Source organism: Psychrobacter sp. I-STPA10 (genome assembly GCF_021012795.1).
In the GTDB taxonomy this organism is placed as follows: Bacteria; Pseudomonadota; Gammaproteobacteria; order Pseudomonadales; family Moraxellaceae; genus Psychrobacter.
This window is the reverse complement of sequence record NZ_VFYU01000030.1, coordinates 1-15,961: the sequence shown is the minus strand read 5'-3', so window position 1 is coordinate 15,961 and position 15,961 is coordinate 1. Positions and strand designations below refer to the sequence as shown.

Genomic DNA, 15,961 nt, shown 5'->3' with positions numbered 1-15,961 from the left:
CAAAATTTGCCTTGTATTACGCAATTTTAGTTTAAAATTCCCCTGATTTTGGATTATGAATACAGGTTCTTAGTTTTACTCTGTTTAGACACTGATTTTATTTCCAATTTCTTTAATGTTTTGAATACGTGTCATCATTTGCGATAAAAAGGCGGCGACCAGATGGTTTAGATTTTCTCGATATGCCCAGTGGTGACAGACTTCATAGCTGGCAATGTCGGGAAGTAATATTTTCATTTGTCCCATGCTCTCATAACGCTTGGCTAAATCATGGGGCAGATAACCCACATGATGCCCAGCAAGAATAAGCTGTGCGGTTGCCTCCATATGATAGGTGGTCGCACTGAGTATCTTTGGATGCACATGGTGAATGTGATGATCGACACTATAGCCTCGTTTTACCCATGCATAGGTTTGCTCTAATTGCTCAAAGGTGAGTGTTTCATCATGGCTAAATAACTGATGGTCGCGCCCACAGCATACTACTTGCCGTTCGGTAAAAGCTTCTTTAAAGGTCAGTAAAGGAGGGAACTTACCAAAATATCCCACCCCAAGATCACTGTCATTGCTCAAAATGTTAGTTAGCATATTTTCAGGGCTTTGCACATCAATCGAAAAATGTATCAGTGGATTTTTCTCATAACTGTCTGCCAAGCAGTAGCGCAGTGCATCATAAAAAAATGTGGGCAATTGGTCTGCCAAGCACAGGCGAATATGACCACCGCGTACCGAATCAAGCTGGCGAATATAATGCAGTTGATGTTGAAAGTTTGCCACTGCCTCTTGAAAGCTCAAACATGCCTCATACACTGCTAAGCCATCTTCTGTCATCTCAAAGCCGCCACGTCCACGATGACACAGCCGCATTTGTAAGCGGTCTTCAAGATGCGCCAGATGTCCACTAATCACGGAAGTGGTTAAGTTAAGCCGTGTTTGCGCAGCGGTGACGCCTTGACATTCTACAATGGCAATAAAACTACGCAACGTCTTGACATCTATTTTCATTAATTCATCTAACATCACAGTTTCCATAACTAATGTTTATTGTTAATGGTAATACTTCTCAATAATAACTTAAACTGATATTTTACTACGAAAAATTAGAAGTTTACTTCTAAAATTTACCATAGTCTAAATAAGGATATTTAGGTATGGTTAAGGTAAGTCGTAACTTTGTCTAATTTGATCAACTATTTATAAGGATATCATGCATGAATTTTAACCAACCTTTAAGCGGTAATGAGATGCCAAGATTTGGTGGGTTTGCATCGATGATGCGTCTGCCTACTCAGCCTGATGCCCAAGGGTTAGATGCTGCTTTTGTGGGTGTGCCTCTAGATATTGGTGCGTCTAATCGCAGTGGCGCAAGACTCGGTCCTAGACAGATTCGGGATGAATCACGTATGCTGCGTCCTTATAATGTTGCCACACGAGCAGCACCATTTGAGTCATTGCAAGTGGCAGATATTGGTGATGTGCCAATTAATACTTTTAATTTGCTAAAAAGTATGGATATTATCACAGAGTTTTACGCCGAAAAAATTCTCAAACATGATGCCATACCGCTAACATTAGGTGGCGATCATACGATTGCCCTGCCTATTTTACGAGCCATGGCAAAAAAATATGGTCCTGTGGGATTGGTACATATTGATGCCCACGCAGACATTAATGATGAGATGTTTGGCGAAAAGATTGCACATGGCACACCGTTTCGTCGTGCGGTTGAAGAAAATCTGATTGAAGGTAGCCGTGTGGTACAGATAGGGCTTCGAGGTACTGGTTATAGTGCTGAAGAGTTTGATTGGTCGACGCAAAGAGGGTTTCGAGTCGTGCCTGCTGAAGAGTGCTGGTATAAGTCATTGACGCCACTGATGGCAGAAGTTAGAGAAAAAGTAGGTAAAGGACCTGTTTATCTTAGCTTTGATATAGATGGTATTGATCCTGCCTTTGCACCAGGGACAGGGACGGCAGAAATTGGTGGATTGACCTCTACACAAGCCATCGAAATTGTTCGAGGCATGCGTGGACTTGATGTGGTTGGTTGTGATTTGGTCGAAGTATCACCCCCTTACGATCCTTTTGGCAATACGTCTGTATTGGCGGCGAACTTATTGTTTGAGATGCTGTGCATTTTACCCGGTGTTCGCTATGATGAAAAAGTCAAAGCTGTTTATTAATCATACTAATCATTAGTCGCTCAGATGGTTATGGTTCATAATAAACAAGTAAACAAGTGTTAAAAACCCAGTGCTAAAAAATAACAGCATATCAAGGACGATATGCTTTTTATCAGAGAATTTTTTGACTTAACCCTTAACCATCAATTTTTAACCAATAATAATCAATGTTATCAACCTTTGCATGAGCTTGGTATAGTTTTTAATTTAGGATGATTTATGACACAAAGCACCCACAATGCGCAAATGACCACCATACAAGATAACAGTGACGCAGTAGCAACTTTCACCTGTGGGGAGTTATTGGTACAGTGGCTAGAATATTATGGCGTAGAGACGGTTTTTGGTATCCCCGGTGTGCATACTGTTGAGCTATATCGAGGTCTACCCAATACCAAAATCCGCCATATTACTCCCCGTCATGAGCAAGGGGCAGGCTTTATGGCAGATGGTTATTATCGGGCTTCAGGCAAAGTAGGGGTATGTTTTATCATCACAGGGCCGGGCATGACCAACATTATGACGGCGATGGCACAAGCCGCTGCTGATTCCATTCCAATGTTGGTGATTTCTAGTGTCAATAAAATTAGTAACACAGGCAGTGGTGAAGGGCATTTGCATGAGTTGCATGATCAACAAGGACTGGTTAGCAAAGTGGCTCAATATAGCAAGACCATTTGGAAGCCTGAAGCCCTACCAAAAATCATTGCTGAAGCCTTTGCGGTATTTAGTAGTGAGCGACCATTACCAGTACATATTCAATTGCCCATAGATGTGATTACTGCCGATGCCAGTCATGTTGCCAAGCCGCCGAGCACAAATATAAACGCTCATCTTCCCAGCAATCATCCTGCGCTACCGAACAACCGCCCGTTACCGCATCCTGCCCAATTAGATATGGTGGTTGAGTGTCTAACCAAAGCCAAAAGACCTGTTTTGCTACTCGGTGGTGGCTGTGTGGCAGTGAATGAAGATGCACAGCGATTGGCGGAGTTGTGGGATGCGCCCACCTTTTTGACCATCAATGCCAAAGGATTATTACCCCCTGCACATCCACTGAGTTTGGGTAGTAATCAGTCATTGCTAGCAGCTCGGCAACTTATCGCTGAGGCTGATGTGGTATTAGCAATCGGTACAGAGCTTGGTGAGACAGACTATGATGTGGTATTTGATGGCGGCTTTTGTATTAATGGCACGTTAATTCGCATTGATTGTGATGCACATCAGCTACAGCGTCCCTTTAGAGCCGATATTGCGATATTGGCAGATGCGCAACTGGCGATTAGTGGACTGTGTGAACGTCTCAGCGTTTATCAGCTAGAGCATCAAGCGCAACAAATTGTTAAAGAAGTCAAAGCGCGTCTTATTGATGCCATGCCTGCTCACTTTGCGGGTCAAAATGCGCTGCTTAAGTTGCTGCGAGATAATATAGAAGAAGTGATTATTGTTGGCGATTCCACTCAGCCGGTGTACAGTGGTAATCATGGTTTTGAAGCCCTTGCCACCCGAAAGTGGTTTAACTCTTCGACAGGATTTGGCACATTGGGTTATGGTTTGCCAGCCGCTATTGGCGCAATGGTGGCAACAGGTCAGCCTGTGGTCAGTTTGATTGGCGATGGTGGTATTCAATTTACCATTGCTGAGTTGATTGTTGCTGTAGAATTAGAATTGCCATTAATTGTGCTACTTTGGAATAATCAAGGCTATGGTGAGATTCGCCGTTATATGCAACAGCGTGATTTGCCATTAATTGGTGTCAATATTAAAACTCCCCATTTTGAGTTATTAGCCACAGGCTTTGGTGCAGGCTATCGCAGAATTACTGATGAGCAGCAGTTATTAGCTGCATTACAGCAAGATGTGACCGGGCGACAGCCAATGATTTATGAGATTAATGAAGCAGATGCGTTTATTGCTAATATGGGGACATCCTTTCACTATTTTAGTTAATGGTGTTAGTGAATAAGTAGCTAATGGAATACTCAATGTTGGTTAGATTATTTAACCTTCGTTGAAATCATAATATCATTCTTATAAATGATGATTTTATTCAATTTATTTTATTGAATTAGTCATCCTATATTGAAATATTATATCATCTACAGTAATTTAGTAGGCGATGGTGTGCCTACTAATAATCAATCGTGATATTATCTGCCTCTGTGGCGTTAATATCTGATAGAAAAAAATTCAAAGCCGTCACTATTTTTGTTTGTCATATGGTGAAATGATATTAGACTGACTATAATAAAATATTATAAATTATAAATCATCAAGGAAAATCCACGTTGTTGTCTTCTGAGTCATCGTCTCAAATACTCAGTGCCTTAGCAGAAGTGGTAGGGGAGCGTTATTTATTAACCAAACCTAGTCAGCAGTTTGCCTATGTGCAAGGGATGTTGGATGTTGCTGTAACCTCTGTATTGGCAGTGATTATTCCACAGTCTCTAGTGGCACTGTGGCGGGCCATTAATATCTGTGCGACGGCTGATGTGATTATCATTGCTCAAGCTGCCAATACCGGGCTAACAGGTGGGTCGACACCTTTTGGAGCGTATGATCGTGATGTGGTGGTGATTTCAATGCAGGCATTGGCAGGTATCTATTTGCTCAATGATGCCAAAGATGCCATTGCATTGCCAGCAGCATCGCTGCAACAGCTAGAATCTATGCTTGCGCCGCTTGGGCGTGGGCCACATTCTGTTTTAGGCTCTAGCTGTGTTGGTGCATCCATTATTGGTGGCGTTTGTAATAATTCAGGTGGCATGCTATTACAACGAGGCCCAGCTTATACACAGATGGCTTTGTTTGCAAGGCGTAATGAGTCTGGTAAGTTTGAGCTGATTAATCATTTAGGGATAGAGTTGGGTGAGCAACCAGAAGAGATGCTCATTAATCTAGAGCAAGGACAGTTTGTAGACAAGGCAGAGCCTGCTAGCATTGCAAAAAAATGCAGCAATCATCAGTATCAGAGCAAAGTGCGTGACTGCGATGCCAGCACCCCTGCCAGATTTAATAATGATACCGATGGGCTATATGAAGCATCAGGCTCAGCGGGTAAGTTGATTGTCTTTGCGGTCAGAGTAGCAACTTTTGCGCAAAATGAGCAAGAACAAACCTATTATGTTTCTAGTAATGATGACACCGCATTGACCAAACTTCGGCAACAGTGGTTAAAAAGCAAACTCGAACTGCCTATTTTGGCAGAATATATGCACCGAGATTATAACAAGGTGACGTTGCGTTATGGTCGAGATACCTGCTTGAGTATGCTGAAATTATCTGCCAATCACATAGGTCGTATGTATCGGTTAAAAGCAAAAATCGGCTATTATTTGCACAAATGGCATTTGCCCAAAACATTGCCAGATAATATATTGCAATTGGTTTGTCATTTTTTACCAGAAGCGTTGCCAAAGCCATTACGTACCCAAGCAATGGACTATAAGTATCATTTAATTATTAAAGTCGGCAACCGTCATCATAGTAACCAGCATAATAACAACCATTACCATAACACCAATAATGAGGAGTCAACCACCAGAGCGAATATTGACAATATTCAAGCAGCAGCAGCATTTTTGCAGGCCCATGCCAAGCAGTATCCATTAGCGCTGCATACTTGTTCAACGACAGAAGCAAAAAAATTACTGGTATTTCGCAGTGCAGCGACAGCAGCGATGTTTCGTTATTATGATCTAAACCATCATAAGTTTGGTGAGCTGTTATCAACAGATATTGCACTGCCTAGAAACGCACAAGACTGGGATGAAGTCTTACCCAAATCCTTACAACAACAAGTAAAAGAGACTTTTTATTTGGGACATTTCTTTTGTTATGTCATGCACCAAGACTATTTATTACACTCAGGGATAGAGGCAAAGACATTTAAACAACAATTATTAAACTTTTATAATCAGCGGCACATTGAGTACCCTGCTGAGCATAATGTTGGACACATGTATCCAGCAAAACCACCACTTTATGCATTTTATAAGCAGTTGGATCCAACCAATTCATTAAACCCGGGGATCGGGCAAACAACAAAAAGGAAATATTGGCAGTAATTGCCACATTTGGAGGAAAAAACATGACAGTTCATATCGATAAAAATCAGATGCCCATCTTGGATGCTGATTCACCCGATTTACAAACGCCACAAGGTCAGCAGTGGAAGTTGTCATTGTGGAAGTTTATCTTATTTTCTATTTTAGGTATGGCATTATTTATCATTCCTTTTGAGTGGGGCGGAAAAGTCACCATTTTATTAGGCGTATTAACAGATACTTTGCAGGGTATTTTGGGTGAGTCAGTAAAATATATCGCCCTTGCTATTGTGACCATCTCATTTTTGGGAACATTGGCAGTCAAGCTATTAAAACCTAATTTGGCTGAAGACTCAGTATTAAAAAACTTATTTGATGTGGATTGGTTTTGGGTGTTTTCACGATTTTTGGGTGCATTATTTATTTGGATGATTTATCTACAAATCGGGCCTGAGTTTATTATTAACCGTAATACAGGTGGGGTTATTTTTGAAGATTTAGTTCCCATTCTAATTCCGCTATTCTTTTTTGCCATCTTATCACTGCCATTTTTGACTGACTTTGGTTTGATGGAATACTTGGGTACATTGGCAAGCAAAGTTTTTGTTAAGCTATTTAAGTTACCAGGACGTGCTGCCGTTGATGCCATGTCATCATGGTTTGGAGCAGCATCTATTGGGCTATTGGTGACGATGAAAGAGTATGATAAAAGCTTTTATAGTCAACGTGAAGCCTGTATTATCGCCACCACGTTTTCGGTGACATCAATTGCCTTCACTTATGTTGTTGCTAAGACCATTGGTGTGGAAGGCAACTTTATTTCCTTTTATTTGACCATTGCTTTAACTGGCTTTATTGCGGCGATTATCATGCCACGTATTCCGCCATTATCGATGAAGCCTGATACGTATCATTCGGGTGCAAGTCGTTTGAATGAAAACATTCCAACAGAATATAGCACCCATCAATGGGCAGTTAATCGTGCTGTGACTCGTGCTTATTCTATGCCAAGTTTGGGTAAAGTATTTAAGCACAGTGTGGTTAATTTGTTTGACATCTATTTTGGTTTGATTCCTGTTATCTTCGCCATTGGTACGATTGGCTTGGGGCTGTCTGAATATACCCCCATATTTAATTGGATCGCTGCGCCATTAGTGCCATTGTTAGAATTATTAAGAGTTCCTGAAGCGGCTGCGGCTGCCCCTGCGATGATTATGGGTTTTGCTGATATGTATTTACCTGCATTGGTGGGTAAAAGCATCACCAGTGAGATGACACGCTTTATTGTTGGTGCAGCCTCCATTACCCAGATTATTTATATGTCTGAGGTGGGTGCGTTGATTTTAAAATCCAATATTAAACTCAATGTCTTAGAGCTGTTTGCTATCTTTATTTTGCGTACCATTATCAGCTTGGTGGTTATTACTGCTGTGGCACATATGTTGTATTAATAGCAACTATCAGTAAATGGTATAACCATTAAAAATTAAAATATTGATAATGAAGGCGTGTTGAATACTTAACCATGAGGCTAATAAAGATCATGTATGAGTGTTTAACATGCCTTTATTGATGTAGCGTATGGTCACAGTAAATAAACATTTTTTCATAAGTTTTTTTAGTAAAAAGTGGGACATATTATGCAAGATACACCGACACACCCAAGCGCAAATCCAAGCATAACAGATACCAACCATCGCCCCCGTATTCAGCGAGAGGCTATTAAAAAGATAGTGCATGAAAAAGTGGTATTAAATGCAGGTTATATCAATGGTGAGTGGAGCATTATTGAGCCATCAAACCAGCCAACTCAGCCAATAGAGGCAGAGCAAGAGCTTAGCAATCAACACGGTCTACATCCATTATATGACCCTAGTATGGGAGCGGTGATTGCCAGTACAAGGCTGTGTGATCAGTCGCATGTTGATCGTGCCGCTCATGCTGCTGCCAATGCCTTTGCGACTTGGTCACAGACATCGGTTAGCGAGCGCGCAGACTATTTAGAAGCCATTGCCAGTGCTATGCAGGCACAGTTTGATACCTTGGTGGGATTGTCAGTATTGAATAATGGCAAGCCTATTGAAGAGGCAACAATTGATGTCAGTGATGCCATTGCTTGTTATCGCTATTATGCCAATTTGCTAACAACCCAGCACACTCAACCTTCGCAACCAAACACGACACAAATTGCGACAAATGAAACAGGTATTCGGCTATTAAAAACTTATGCTCCTGTTGGTGTGTGTGCTTTGATTGTACCGTGGAACTTCCCTATGGTAACAACTGCATGGAAGTTAGCGCCTGCTTTGGCGGCAGGTTGTACGGTGTTGTTAAAACCTTCAGAGCTGACATTATTACCTGAATTGCTATTGGGTAATATCTTGACCGAGATTGGTTTACCAAAAGGGGTGGTTAATATCCTTCCTGGTGGTGCGACAGTGGGTACAGCAATGACCCAGCATCCGTTAATAGATAAAGTCTCATTTACGGGCAGTAATGGCGTTGGTGAACAGGTCATGGTGCAAGCAGCATCTGGCATAAAAGACATCAGCCTGGAGCTCGGTGGCAAATCTGCCATCGTTGTGCGAGCCGATGCCGATGTGCAGACAGCGTGTGAGCTGATCATTGGCGGGATTTTTAGTAATGCGGGGCAAATCTGTTCTGCCACTTCACGCTTATTGGTACATGCTGATATTGCTGAAGCATTATTTGAGCAGCTTAAAATTGCCACAGAAAACTTAACCATCGGTGATGGCTTTGATCCTGATACTCAAATGGGGCCTGTGGTCAGTGAGCGTCAGCAGCAACAGGTACAAAAATATTTTGCAATTGCAACATCAGAGAATCTTACTTGTCTGACAGGAGGTAGTTTGCTACAGCGACAAGGCTATTTTGTTAGCCCAACGATTTATATTGAGGTACCCACAGATAGCCGTTTGTGGCAAGAGGAAATATTTGGCCCTGTGTTAGTTTGTCATACCTTTCGTGATGATGCTAAAGCCATTGATTTGGCAAATGACAGTCAGTTTGCATTAGCTGCTAGTGTGGTGAGTCAAGATGAAGCTGTGGCATTATCCATGGCGATGCAAATCCAAGCAGGACATATCTGGATTAATGAGCAGCAAATCGTCGTACCAGAAGCAGGCTGGGGCGGATTTAAGCAAAGTGGTATTGGGCGAGAGCTTGGCACGGATGGACTGGCAGCGTATCAAAAAAGCAAGCATATTTTACTGCCCAAGGCAGATTAAGGTCATACTATTTGGCTCACTTGCAATACTCTCAACTTAACCCCTCCCGAAACCTCCCCTTGAAGTAAGGGGAGGACTTCAAAGCCAGTTCTTCCCCCTTTTTAAGGGGGAAGTTAGGAGGGGGTCTTATAAGTTGAGAGTGGCGTATGAAAGTAAAAAATAGCTGTATCTCCTGTAGAGATTAGCCTAACGGGGTGAAAGTTCAATAGATCCTAGTAGGCTTATTGATGTATGACTTGCACTATTTATGTTTGTCTTACTTGATAGGTTAAATGTTAGAAAGTTGTCATTTTAAGTCAATGATAAAAACAAATAAAAAAAATAAAAAAAAAGAAGAGATGAGTTCGTCTCTTCTTTTTTTATATTGATAGCTATTGATAGCTTAGCTATTTTTGGTTACGCATCTTCTTTTAGCACTTCTGCCATGGCATTGGCAACATAGTCAATATTGTTGACATTCAGACCTGCCACACACATACGCGAGTTTGAAATCATATACACACCAAACTCAGTTTGTAGGCGTTCAACCTGCTCAGGAGTCAAGCCAGTAAAGCTAAACATACCATTTTGACGGGTAAGATAATCAAAGTCACGATTAGGTACTTTGGCTTCAAGTACTGATTTTAGCTTAAGTCGCATCGCTTTGATACGGTCACGCATGGCATAGACTTCACCCACCCATTGCTCGTGTAGTTTTTCATCATTCATGACGATATCAACGATGCGACCGCCATGTGATGGAGGGCTAGAATAAATACGACGGGCAGTAAAGGTGAGCTGCCCAAACACGATATCTGCTTCTTTGGCAGTTGGGCAAACTACAGATAGACCACCGACACGCTCGCCATAGAGTGATAGGTTTTTAGAAAATGAGTTACTCACAAATAAGGTCAAACCCATATCAACTGCTTTACGGATAGCATAAACATCGCTTTCCATGTCTTCACCAAAGCCTTGATAGGCGATGTCCATAAATGGGATAAGCTCATGTTTTTGGATAACTTCTAGTACTTTATCCCATTGCTCTTTGCTCAAATCCATACCGGTTGGGTTATGACAACAAGGGTGTAGCAAGACCACATCGTGTTTGTTGAGTGTCTGTAAAAAGCTGACCATCTCATCAAATTTAACGCTATTGGTGGCTTTGTCATAGTAAGGATATTTACCTACTTCGACATCACTGTGCTCAAAGATAGCAATGTGGTTGCCCCAAGTGGGGTCGCTAACGTAGCATTTTGATTGTGGAAACCACTCATGGATAAATTCCGCACCCACTCTTAATGCCCCTGAGCCACCGATGGTTGCAATGGTCGCAACGCGCCCTTCTTGTAGCACTTGTGCGTCTTTGCCAAATAGTAATTCTTGGCAGCCCTTACGATGACCTGCAAACCCTGCCATTGGCAAATAAGGACGTGGAGAGATGGGGTTAGCAATACGCTGTTCAGCGGTTTGCACACATTCAAGCACAGGTAGCTTACCATCTTCATCATAATACACGCCCACACCCAAGTTAACTTTATCTGCTTTGGTATCGGCGACAAATTTATCTTTTAGCCCTAAGATAGGATCGCCCGCATATTCTTTGACATGTTCAAACATTGTTTTTCCTTTTTTTTCTTACAAAAATATAGAACCCATAACCAATAAAAAAGTTCATAGATTATAAGGTTCTATTGCACAAAAATGATGTAGTAAAAAACTACCTTAAAGCATAAACCAGTTTGGCAATTAACTCAATGTTAGATGCTTGTAAACCTAGATTTATATTGTGCAAATTGTGCAAGTTGTACTAAAAGAGTTTGTCAGTACTGAGCTTAACTGAACTAAACTAAGTACTAAAACAAGACTAAGCTAAGTACTAAAACAAGCAATTTAGCTGGCTTTAGTTGGCTTTATTCAAGGTGAGTATAGTAGAATTAATAATATATCACCGTTAAAAAAAGTTAGCCCAGATTGCAATATTTTCTATTTCATTTTTATTTATAAAGTAATTAATTTTGCTTAATTATAAATAAAATCTCATATTTGCCATACTTTGGCAACGCTAGGATGTGTTATGTCACCATTATCCCCCACCGTTTTGACCCAGTTTTCAACCAAACTTGCCTTTATTATCTCAGCACTGATTATTGCCATCATGGGTGTGACCATGATTGGCTTTGGTTGGGTGCCACATTTGTCTTTGCTGCTTGCCATCTGTGTATTGCTTGCCATTGGGCTATATAAGGGGCTTAAGTTTAAAGATATGCAGGCGCAAATGGCATCTGGGGTGGTGAGCGGGATTGGGGCAATCTATTTATTTTTCTTTATTGGCTTGATGGTTGCTGCTTTGATGATGTCTGGAGCGATACCAACATTGATGTATTTTGGTTTTGAGCTGATATCTCCACAATATTACTATATTTCTGCCTTTATTTTAACATCGATTATCGGTATCGCTTTGGGTAGTAGTTTGACCACAGTGGCGACATTGGGGGTGGCATTTATTGGTATGAGCCATGCTTTTGATGCCAATGTTGCCATTGCTGCTGGGGCAGTGGTATCAGGGGCTTTTTTTGGTGATAAGATGTCGCCATTGTCCGATACTTGTACCATTGCTGCATCGGTAGTGGGCATAGATTTGTTTGAGCACATGCGCAATATGATGTATACCACCGTGCCTGCATGGATACTGACGGTGGTAATATTTTGGTATTTTTCTGGGCAGACAGTCAGTGGCGATTTAAAGCAAGTGACGGTATTACAATCACATCTTGTCGCAAGTGGCTTGGTACATGGTTATGCGGTGTTGCCATTTGTGGTGTTATTGGGATTGGCATTGTTTCGGGTTAATGCCATTTATAGCATCATTTGTACCATTGTCTCTGCACTGGTAATTACTTATATACATAGCACACCTTCTATTGAGCAGCTTGGGGGCTATTTATTTGCAGGTTATCAGCCCGCTGAAAATTTAGAATTAGGTGATGTTGGTAGCATGTTATCACGGGGTGGTATGCAAAGCATGTTTTTTACCCAGACCATTGTCATACTGGCATTAAGTCTCGGTGGTTTACTCAATACTTTAGGAATTTTGCCTGCTTTGCTCAATGGCATAAAAGAGACCTTAACCAACTCAGGTCGAGCGATATTTGCTGCTGCCATGACGGCACTGAGTATCAATGTGCTTATTGGTGAGCAGTATCTTAGTATTTTATTATCAGGGACGGCATTTCGGCAGACGTTTGAGCGTTTGCAGTTACACCCCAAAAACCTCTCTCGTACCATTGAAGATGCAGGCACCGTGATTAATCCACTGGTACCGTGGAGCGTGTGTGGGGTGTTTATTAGTCAAGCTTTAGATGTGCCAGTCTTAGATTATCTGCCTTATGCCTTCTTCTGTTATTTATCGCTATTACTCACCCTATTATTTGGATTTACGGGTATTACAATCAGTCGTTTAAATGCAGCCAAATAGCCACAGCTAAGATAGCAGCTTATTAAAACAATACGTGTTAAAACAATACGTGTTAAGACAACACATGGTAAAATAAAGTTGAGAGTGGCATGATTTATGCCAGACACCATTTAAACGGCTGTACATTCACCACTGCACCTGCTGCGACATTGCCACTGTCCTTATCTAGCACAATCAAGCAGTTGGCATTACTTAACTGCTTGATGCGGTGGGATTGCTGGCTTGTTAGCGCAGTCACTTGATATGTGCCATCGGCAAGTTGGGTGAGTATGCCTCGTTGAAAGTCCAGACGTCCTGTTGATTTTTTAATATCCGTGGTTAAAGTGGCTTTTACTGTTAGCCTCATTGGTACATCATCTACTTTAACGCCACTCATTTGCCACAAACTTGGCATCACCAATTGCAAACAGCTAACCACTGCTGATAAAGGATTGCCCGGTAAGCCAAAATAAAAAATGGTGTTCTGGACTGGCGTATCTGTGTCATTCCTTTGTACTGCACTTCTTTTTATGTCACTTCTTTGCATTTCACCAAAAACAAACGGTTTTCCCGGTTTCATCGCCACTTTATAGTGGTTAATTTTGCCCACTTTTGCAATGGCGGTGGTCAAAAAGTCATAGTCACCTACCGACACGCCTGCGCTAGAAATCAGCACATCACATTGTTGTGCTGCCGTGGTCAAACACTGCTCAATTTCAGCCAAATCATCTTTTAATATGCCATAATCTTTGATGCTGACAGGCAGCTCGGACAATAAGGCTTTTAGAGTTGGGGTGTTGGAATTATAAATCTGGGCTAAAGAGGTGAGCGGTTGCTCCAATTCGACTAACTCATCACCTGTTGCCAATAAGCCCACCACTAACGGCTGATAAATTTGCACTTGTGCCACGCCCAAATTTGCCAACAAACTGATATCGGTCGGGTTTAATCGTTTGCCTTTACTTAATACCACCTCATCGGCTTTGATTTCATCTCCTTGCTGGCGAATGTTGGTGTTGGACTTTGCCGCTTGGCTGAGAGTAATCAAATAAGGCTGAGATTTATCTAAATTGTGTTGTTGATTTTGTTTCAGTTGTTCAAAATTGGTATGCTCTTGCATCACCACCGTGTCGCACCCTGCTGGTAGCACTGCCCCAGTAAAAATTCGTACTCCTTGTCCTGCGTGTAGGCTCTGCCCTTGTATGTGTTGGTTAGTTGCGGCATCAAATGGTTGTCCTGCTTGCGATTCACCAACAATCTCAATGTGTGTGCCCTCAGCAAGCTGACTGCCTATGGCAAGCGCAAAGCCATCCATAGAGGATAAGTTTTGTCTTGGTACATCAAAGGGGGCAGTGATATCCTCTGCTAAAATACAGCCCATGCTTTGCAGTAAATCCACGCACAGCTTTTGCCGCTGGTGATAAAACTGCGCATTATAATAACTGCCAATACGCTCTTTGATGGCTGCTTGAAGCTGTTGCAGGGATATCATGATAAACCTCTAAGATTGTTGGTGTATAAAAGTGGTGCTGTGGTTAGAGATTGCAATTTGTTATAAACTTGCTTTTCTATTCTATGTCTATATGCCTATTTATGCCTAACCCCCCAAGCTCATTTTAGGGCCAAATGGTTCATAGTGAACACTGTCTTTGCCATGTTCTAAGGCATGCAAGCCATCAATGATGCTTTCCATAAATGGCATCGAACCACAAACATAGACATCGGCAGGTTTGGGAAGACTGGCAAGCCATGTGTCATCAAGACGTTGTCCGTCCTCTGAATAAAAAATGTGTTTTTCTACGTTATCAGCTTGTGCTAATAGCTGTTCTACTTCATCAGCAAAAGCATGATGAGCGTTATTCTGACAGGCATACGCCCAAATAATAGGACGATTGGGATTGCTATGAATTTGAGTCTCTAACATGGCAAGCACAGGCGTGATACCAACTCCAGCGCTGATAAGCACCAAAGGAATGTTATTTTGAGTGATTAACTCTGGCTGCAATTGAAAGTCGCCTGCGGGCGCAGAGAGTAAAATTTCATCACCAATATTGACATTGTCGTGCAAATAATTAGACACCAAACCATGATGCGCATTACGATTGTCTCGTCTGACCGCAAAGCTAATGCCATTGTCTGTGTTGGTAGAGCACAATGAGTAATGACGCAATGCTAAGTTATCGCTGTCAGCAGGGTGAGTTTTGACCGTGATGTATTGCCCTGCATTTAAAGTCAACTTATCAAGGTCAATGGCTTGCTGGGTGTGGTTGTCATTATTAGTTTTAGGCTTAACATAAAAGACAGCAATGTCAGTGGCAATGATTTGTTTATTGCTCACTGTAAAAGGCACAAATCCTTGCCATGCTGCGTTGGCATACATTTGTTTTTCTACTTGAATAAAGACACTGGCAATGTCGTTATAAGCATCTGCCCATGCTTCGATAATATCATCGGTCGCTGCATCGCCTAATACTTCTTTGATTGCACCAAGCAAGTATTTACCAACGATTGGATAATGCTCAGGTTGAATTTGTAAGGCTCGGTGTTTATGTCCGATTTGCTTCACTTGTGGCAGTAGTACTGCTAAATTTTCGATGTGTTTGGCAGCGGCTAAAACTGTCATCGCAAGCGCAGTCTGTTGTCGCCCTTGCTGTTGATTAGTTTTATTAAAAATATCCAGTAATTCTGGGTGGTCGGCAAACATATTTTTATAAAATACTTTAGTAATTTGGGTGCCATGTTCTTCTAATACAGGAATGGTAGATTTTACGATTTCAATGTGTTCTTGGGTAGCCATGATGGTTGCCTATTTAATTGAAGTTGAAAGTTGACAGTTTAAAAAAACAGTATCTAGACTTCGTGTTGAAAGACAACGCTTCTATTTAAGTTAAGCGGATAATGCCTTTCACAATATAAAATGGGGACGTTGATGGTATGAATCAATCATATCGCTGCACAAATTTATTTTTGGTATTTGGTATATTTTATTTTCTATATATAACCTCGCTCTCAACTTATTTTACTAAATTGATATATGACCCCTCCCATACC

Annotated in this window: 10 protein-coding genes; 6 read left to right on the top strand and 4 right to left on the bottom strand. The window is 41.5% G+C overall.

Annotation, left to right across the window (positions count from 1 at the left end; translation table 11 throughout):
- Positions 1-84: 84 nt before the first annotated feature.
- Positions 85-1,020 (bottom strand): LysR family transcriptional regulator, encoded by a 936-nt coding sequence (locus FHK89_RS13975; RefSeq protein WP_230661533.1) that lies wholly within the window; start codon positions 1,018-1,020, stop codon positions 85-87.
- A 191-nt stretch (positions 1,021-1,211) separates the two neighbouring features.
- Here FHK89_RS13975 and speB point away from each other — a divergent pair, with 191 nt between their 5' ends.
- The 5 genes from speB to FHK89_RS13950 all read left to right on the top strand — a co-directional run bounded on the left by speB (position 1,212) and on the right by FHK89_RS13950 (position 9,474).
- On the top strand, positions 1,212-2,180 hold the full coding sequence (speB, locus tag FHK89_RS13970) for an agmatinase (RefSeq protein ID WP_230661531.1): 969 nt from the start codon (positions 1,212-1,214) through the stop codon (positions 2,178-2,180).
- 219 nt (positions 2,181-2,399) lie between these two features.
- Positions 2,400-4,130 (top strand): 5-guanidino-2-oxopentanoate decarboxylase, encoded by a 1,731-nt coding sequence (locus FHK89_RS13965; protein ID WP_230661529.1) that lies wholly within the window; start codon positions 2,400-2,402, stop codon positions 4,128-4,130.
- A gap of 341 nt (positions 4,131-4,471) precedes the next feature.
- Complete coding sequence (gene dld, locus FHK89_RS13960) at positions 4,472-6,247, top strand: D-lactate dehydrogenase (protein ID WP_230661527.1); 1,776 nt, start codon at positions 4,472-4,474, stop codon at positions 6,245-6,247.
- 23 nt (positions 6,248-6,270) lie between these two features.
- Entirely contained in the window at positions 6,271-7,677 is a 1,407-nt protein-coding gene (locus tag FHK89_RS13955; protein ID WP_230661521.1) for a YjiH family protein, read from the top strand.
- 189 nt (positions 7,678-7,866) lie between these two features.
- A complete protein-coding gene (locus FHK89_RS13950) occupies positions 7,867-9,474 on the top strand; it encodes an aldehyde dehydrogenase family protein (protein ID WP_230661519.1) in 1,608 nt (535 codons plus the stop codon).
- A 396-nt stretch (positions 9,475-9,870) separates the two neighbouring features.
- Here FHK89_RS13950 and FHK89_RS13945 read toward each other — a convergent pair whose 3' ends face one another.
- A complete protein-coding gene (locus FHK89_RS13945; protein WP_230661517.1) occupies positions 9,871-11,073 on the bottom strand; it encodes an amino acid aminotransferase in 1,203 nt (400 codons plus the stop codon).
- Positions 11,074-11,530: 457 nt separating this feature from the next.
- Between FHK89_RS13945 and FHK89_RS13940 the strand changes: the two genes are divergently transcribed.
- On the top strand, positions 11,531-12,931 hold the full coding sequence (locus tag FHK89_RS13940; protein ID WP_230661515.1) for a Na+/H+ antiporter NhaC family protein: 1,401 nt from the start codon (positions 11,531-11,533) through the stop codon (positions 12,929-12,931).
- 94 nt (positions 12,932-13,025) lie between these two features.
- On the opposite strand, the gene FHK89_RS13935 is transcribed toward FHK89_RS13940, so the two are convergent.
- Positions 13,026-14,402, bottom strand: a complete 1,377-nt coding sequence (locus tag FHK89_RS13935) for a molybdopterin molybdotransferase MoeA (protein ID WP_230661514.1) — start codon at positions 14,400-14,402, stop codon at positions 13,026-13,028.
- Between the two features lie 105 nt (positions 14,403-14,507).
- Entirely contained in the window at positions 14,508-15,707 is a 1,200-nt protein-coding gene (locus tag FHK89_RS13930) for a globin domain-containing protein (protein WP_230661512.1), read from the bottom strand.
- Positions 15,708-15,961: the final 254 nt, after the last annotated feature.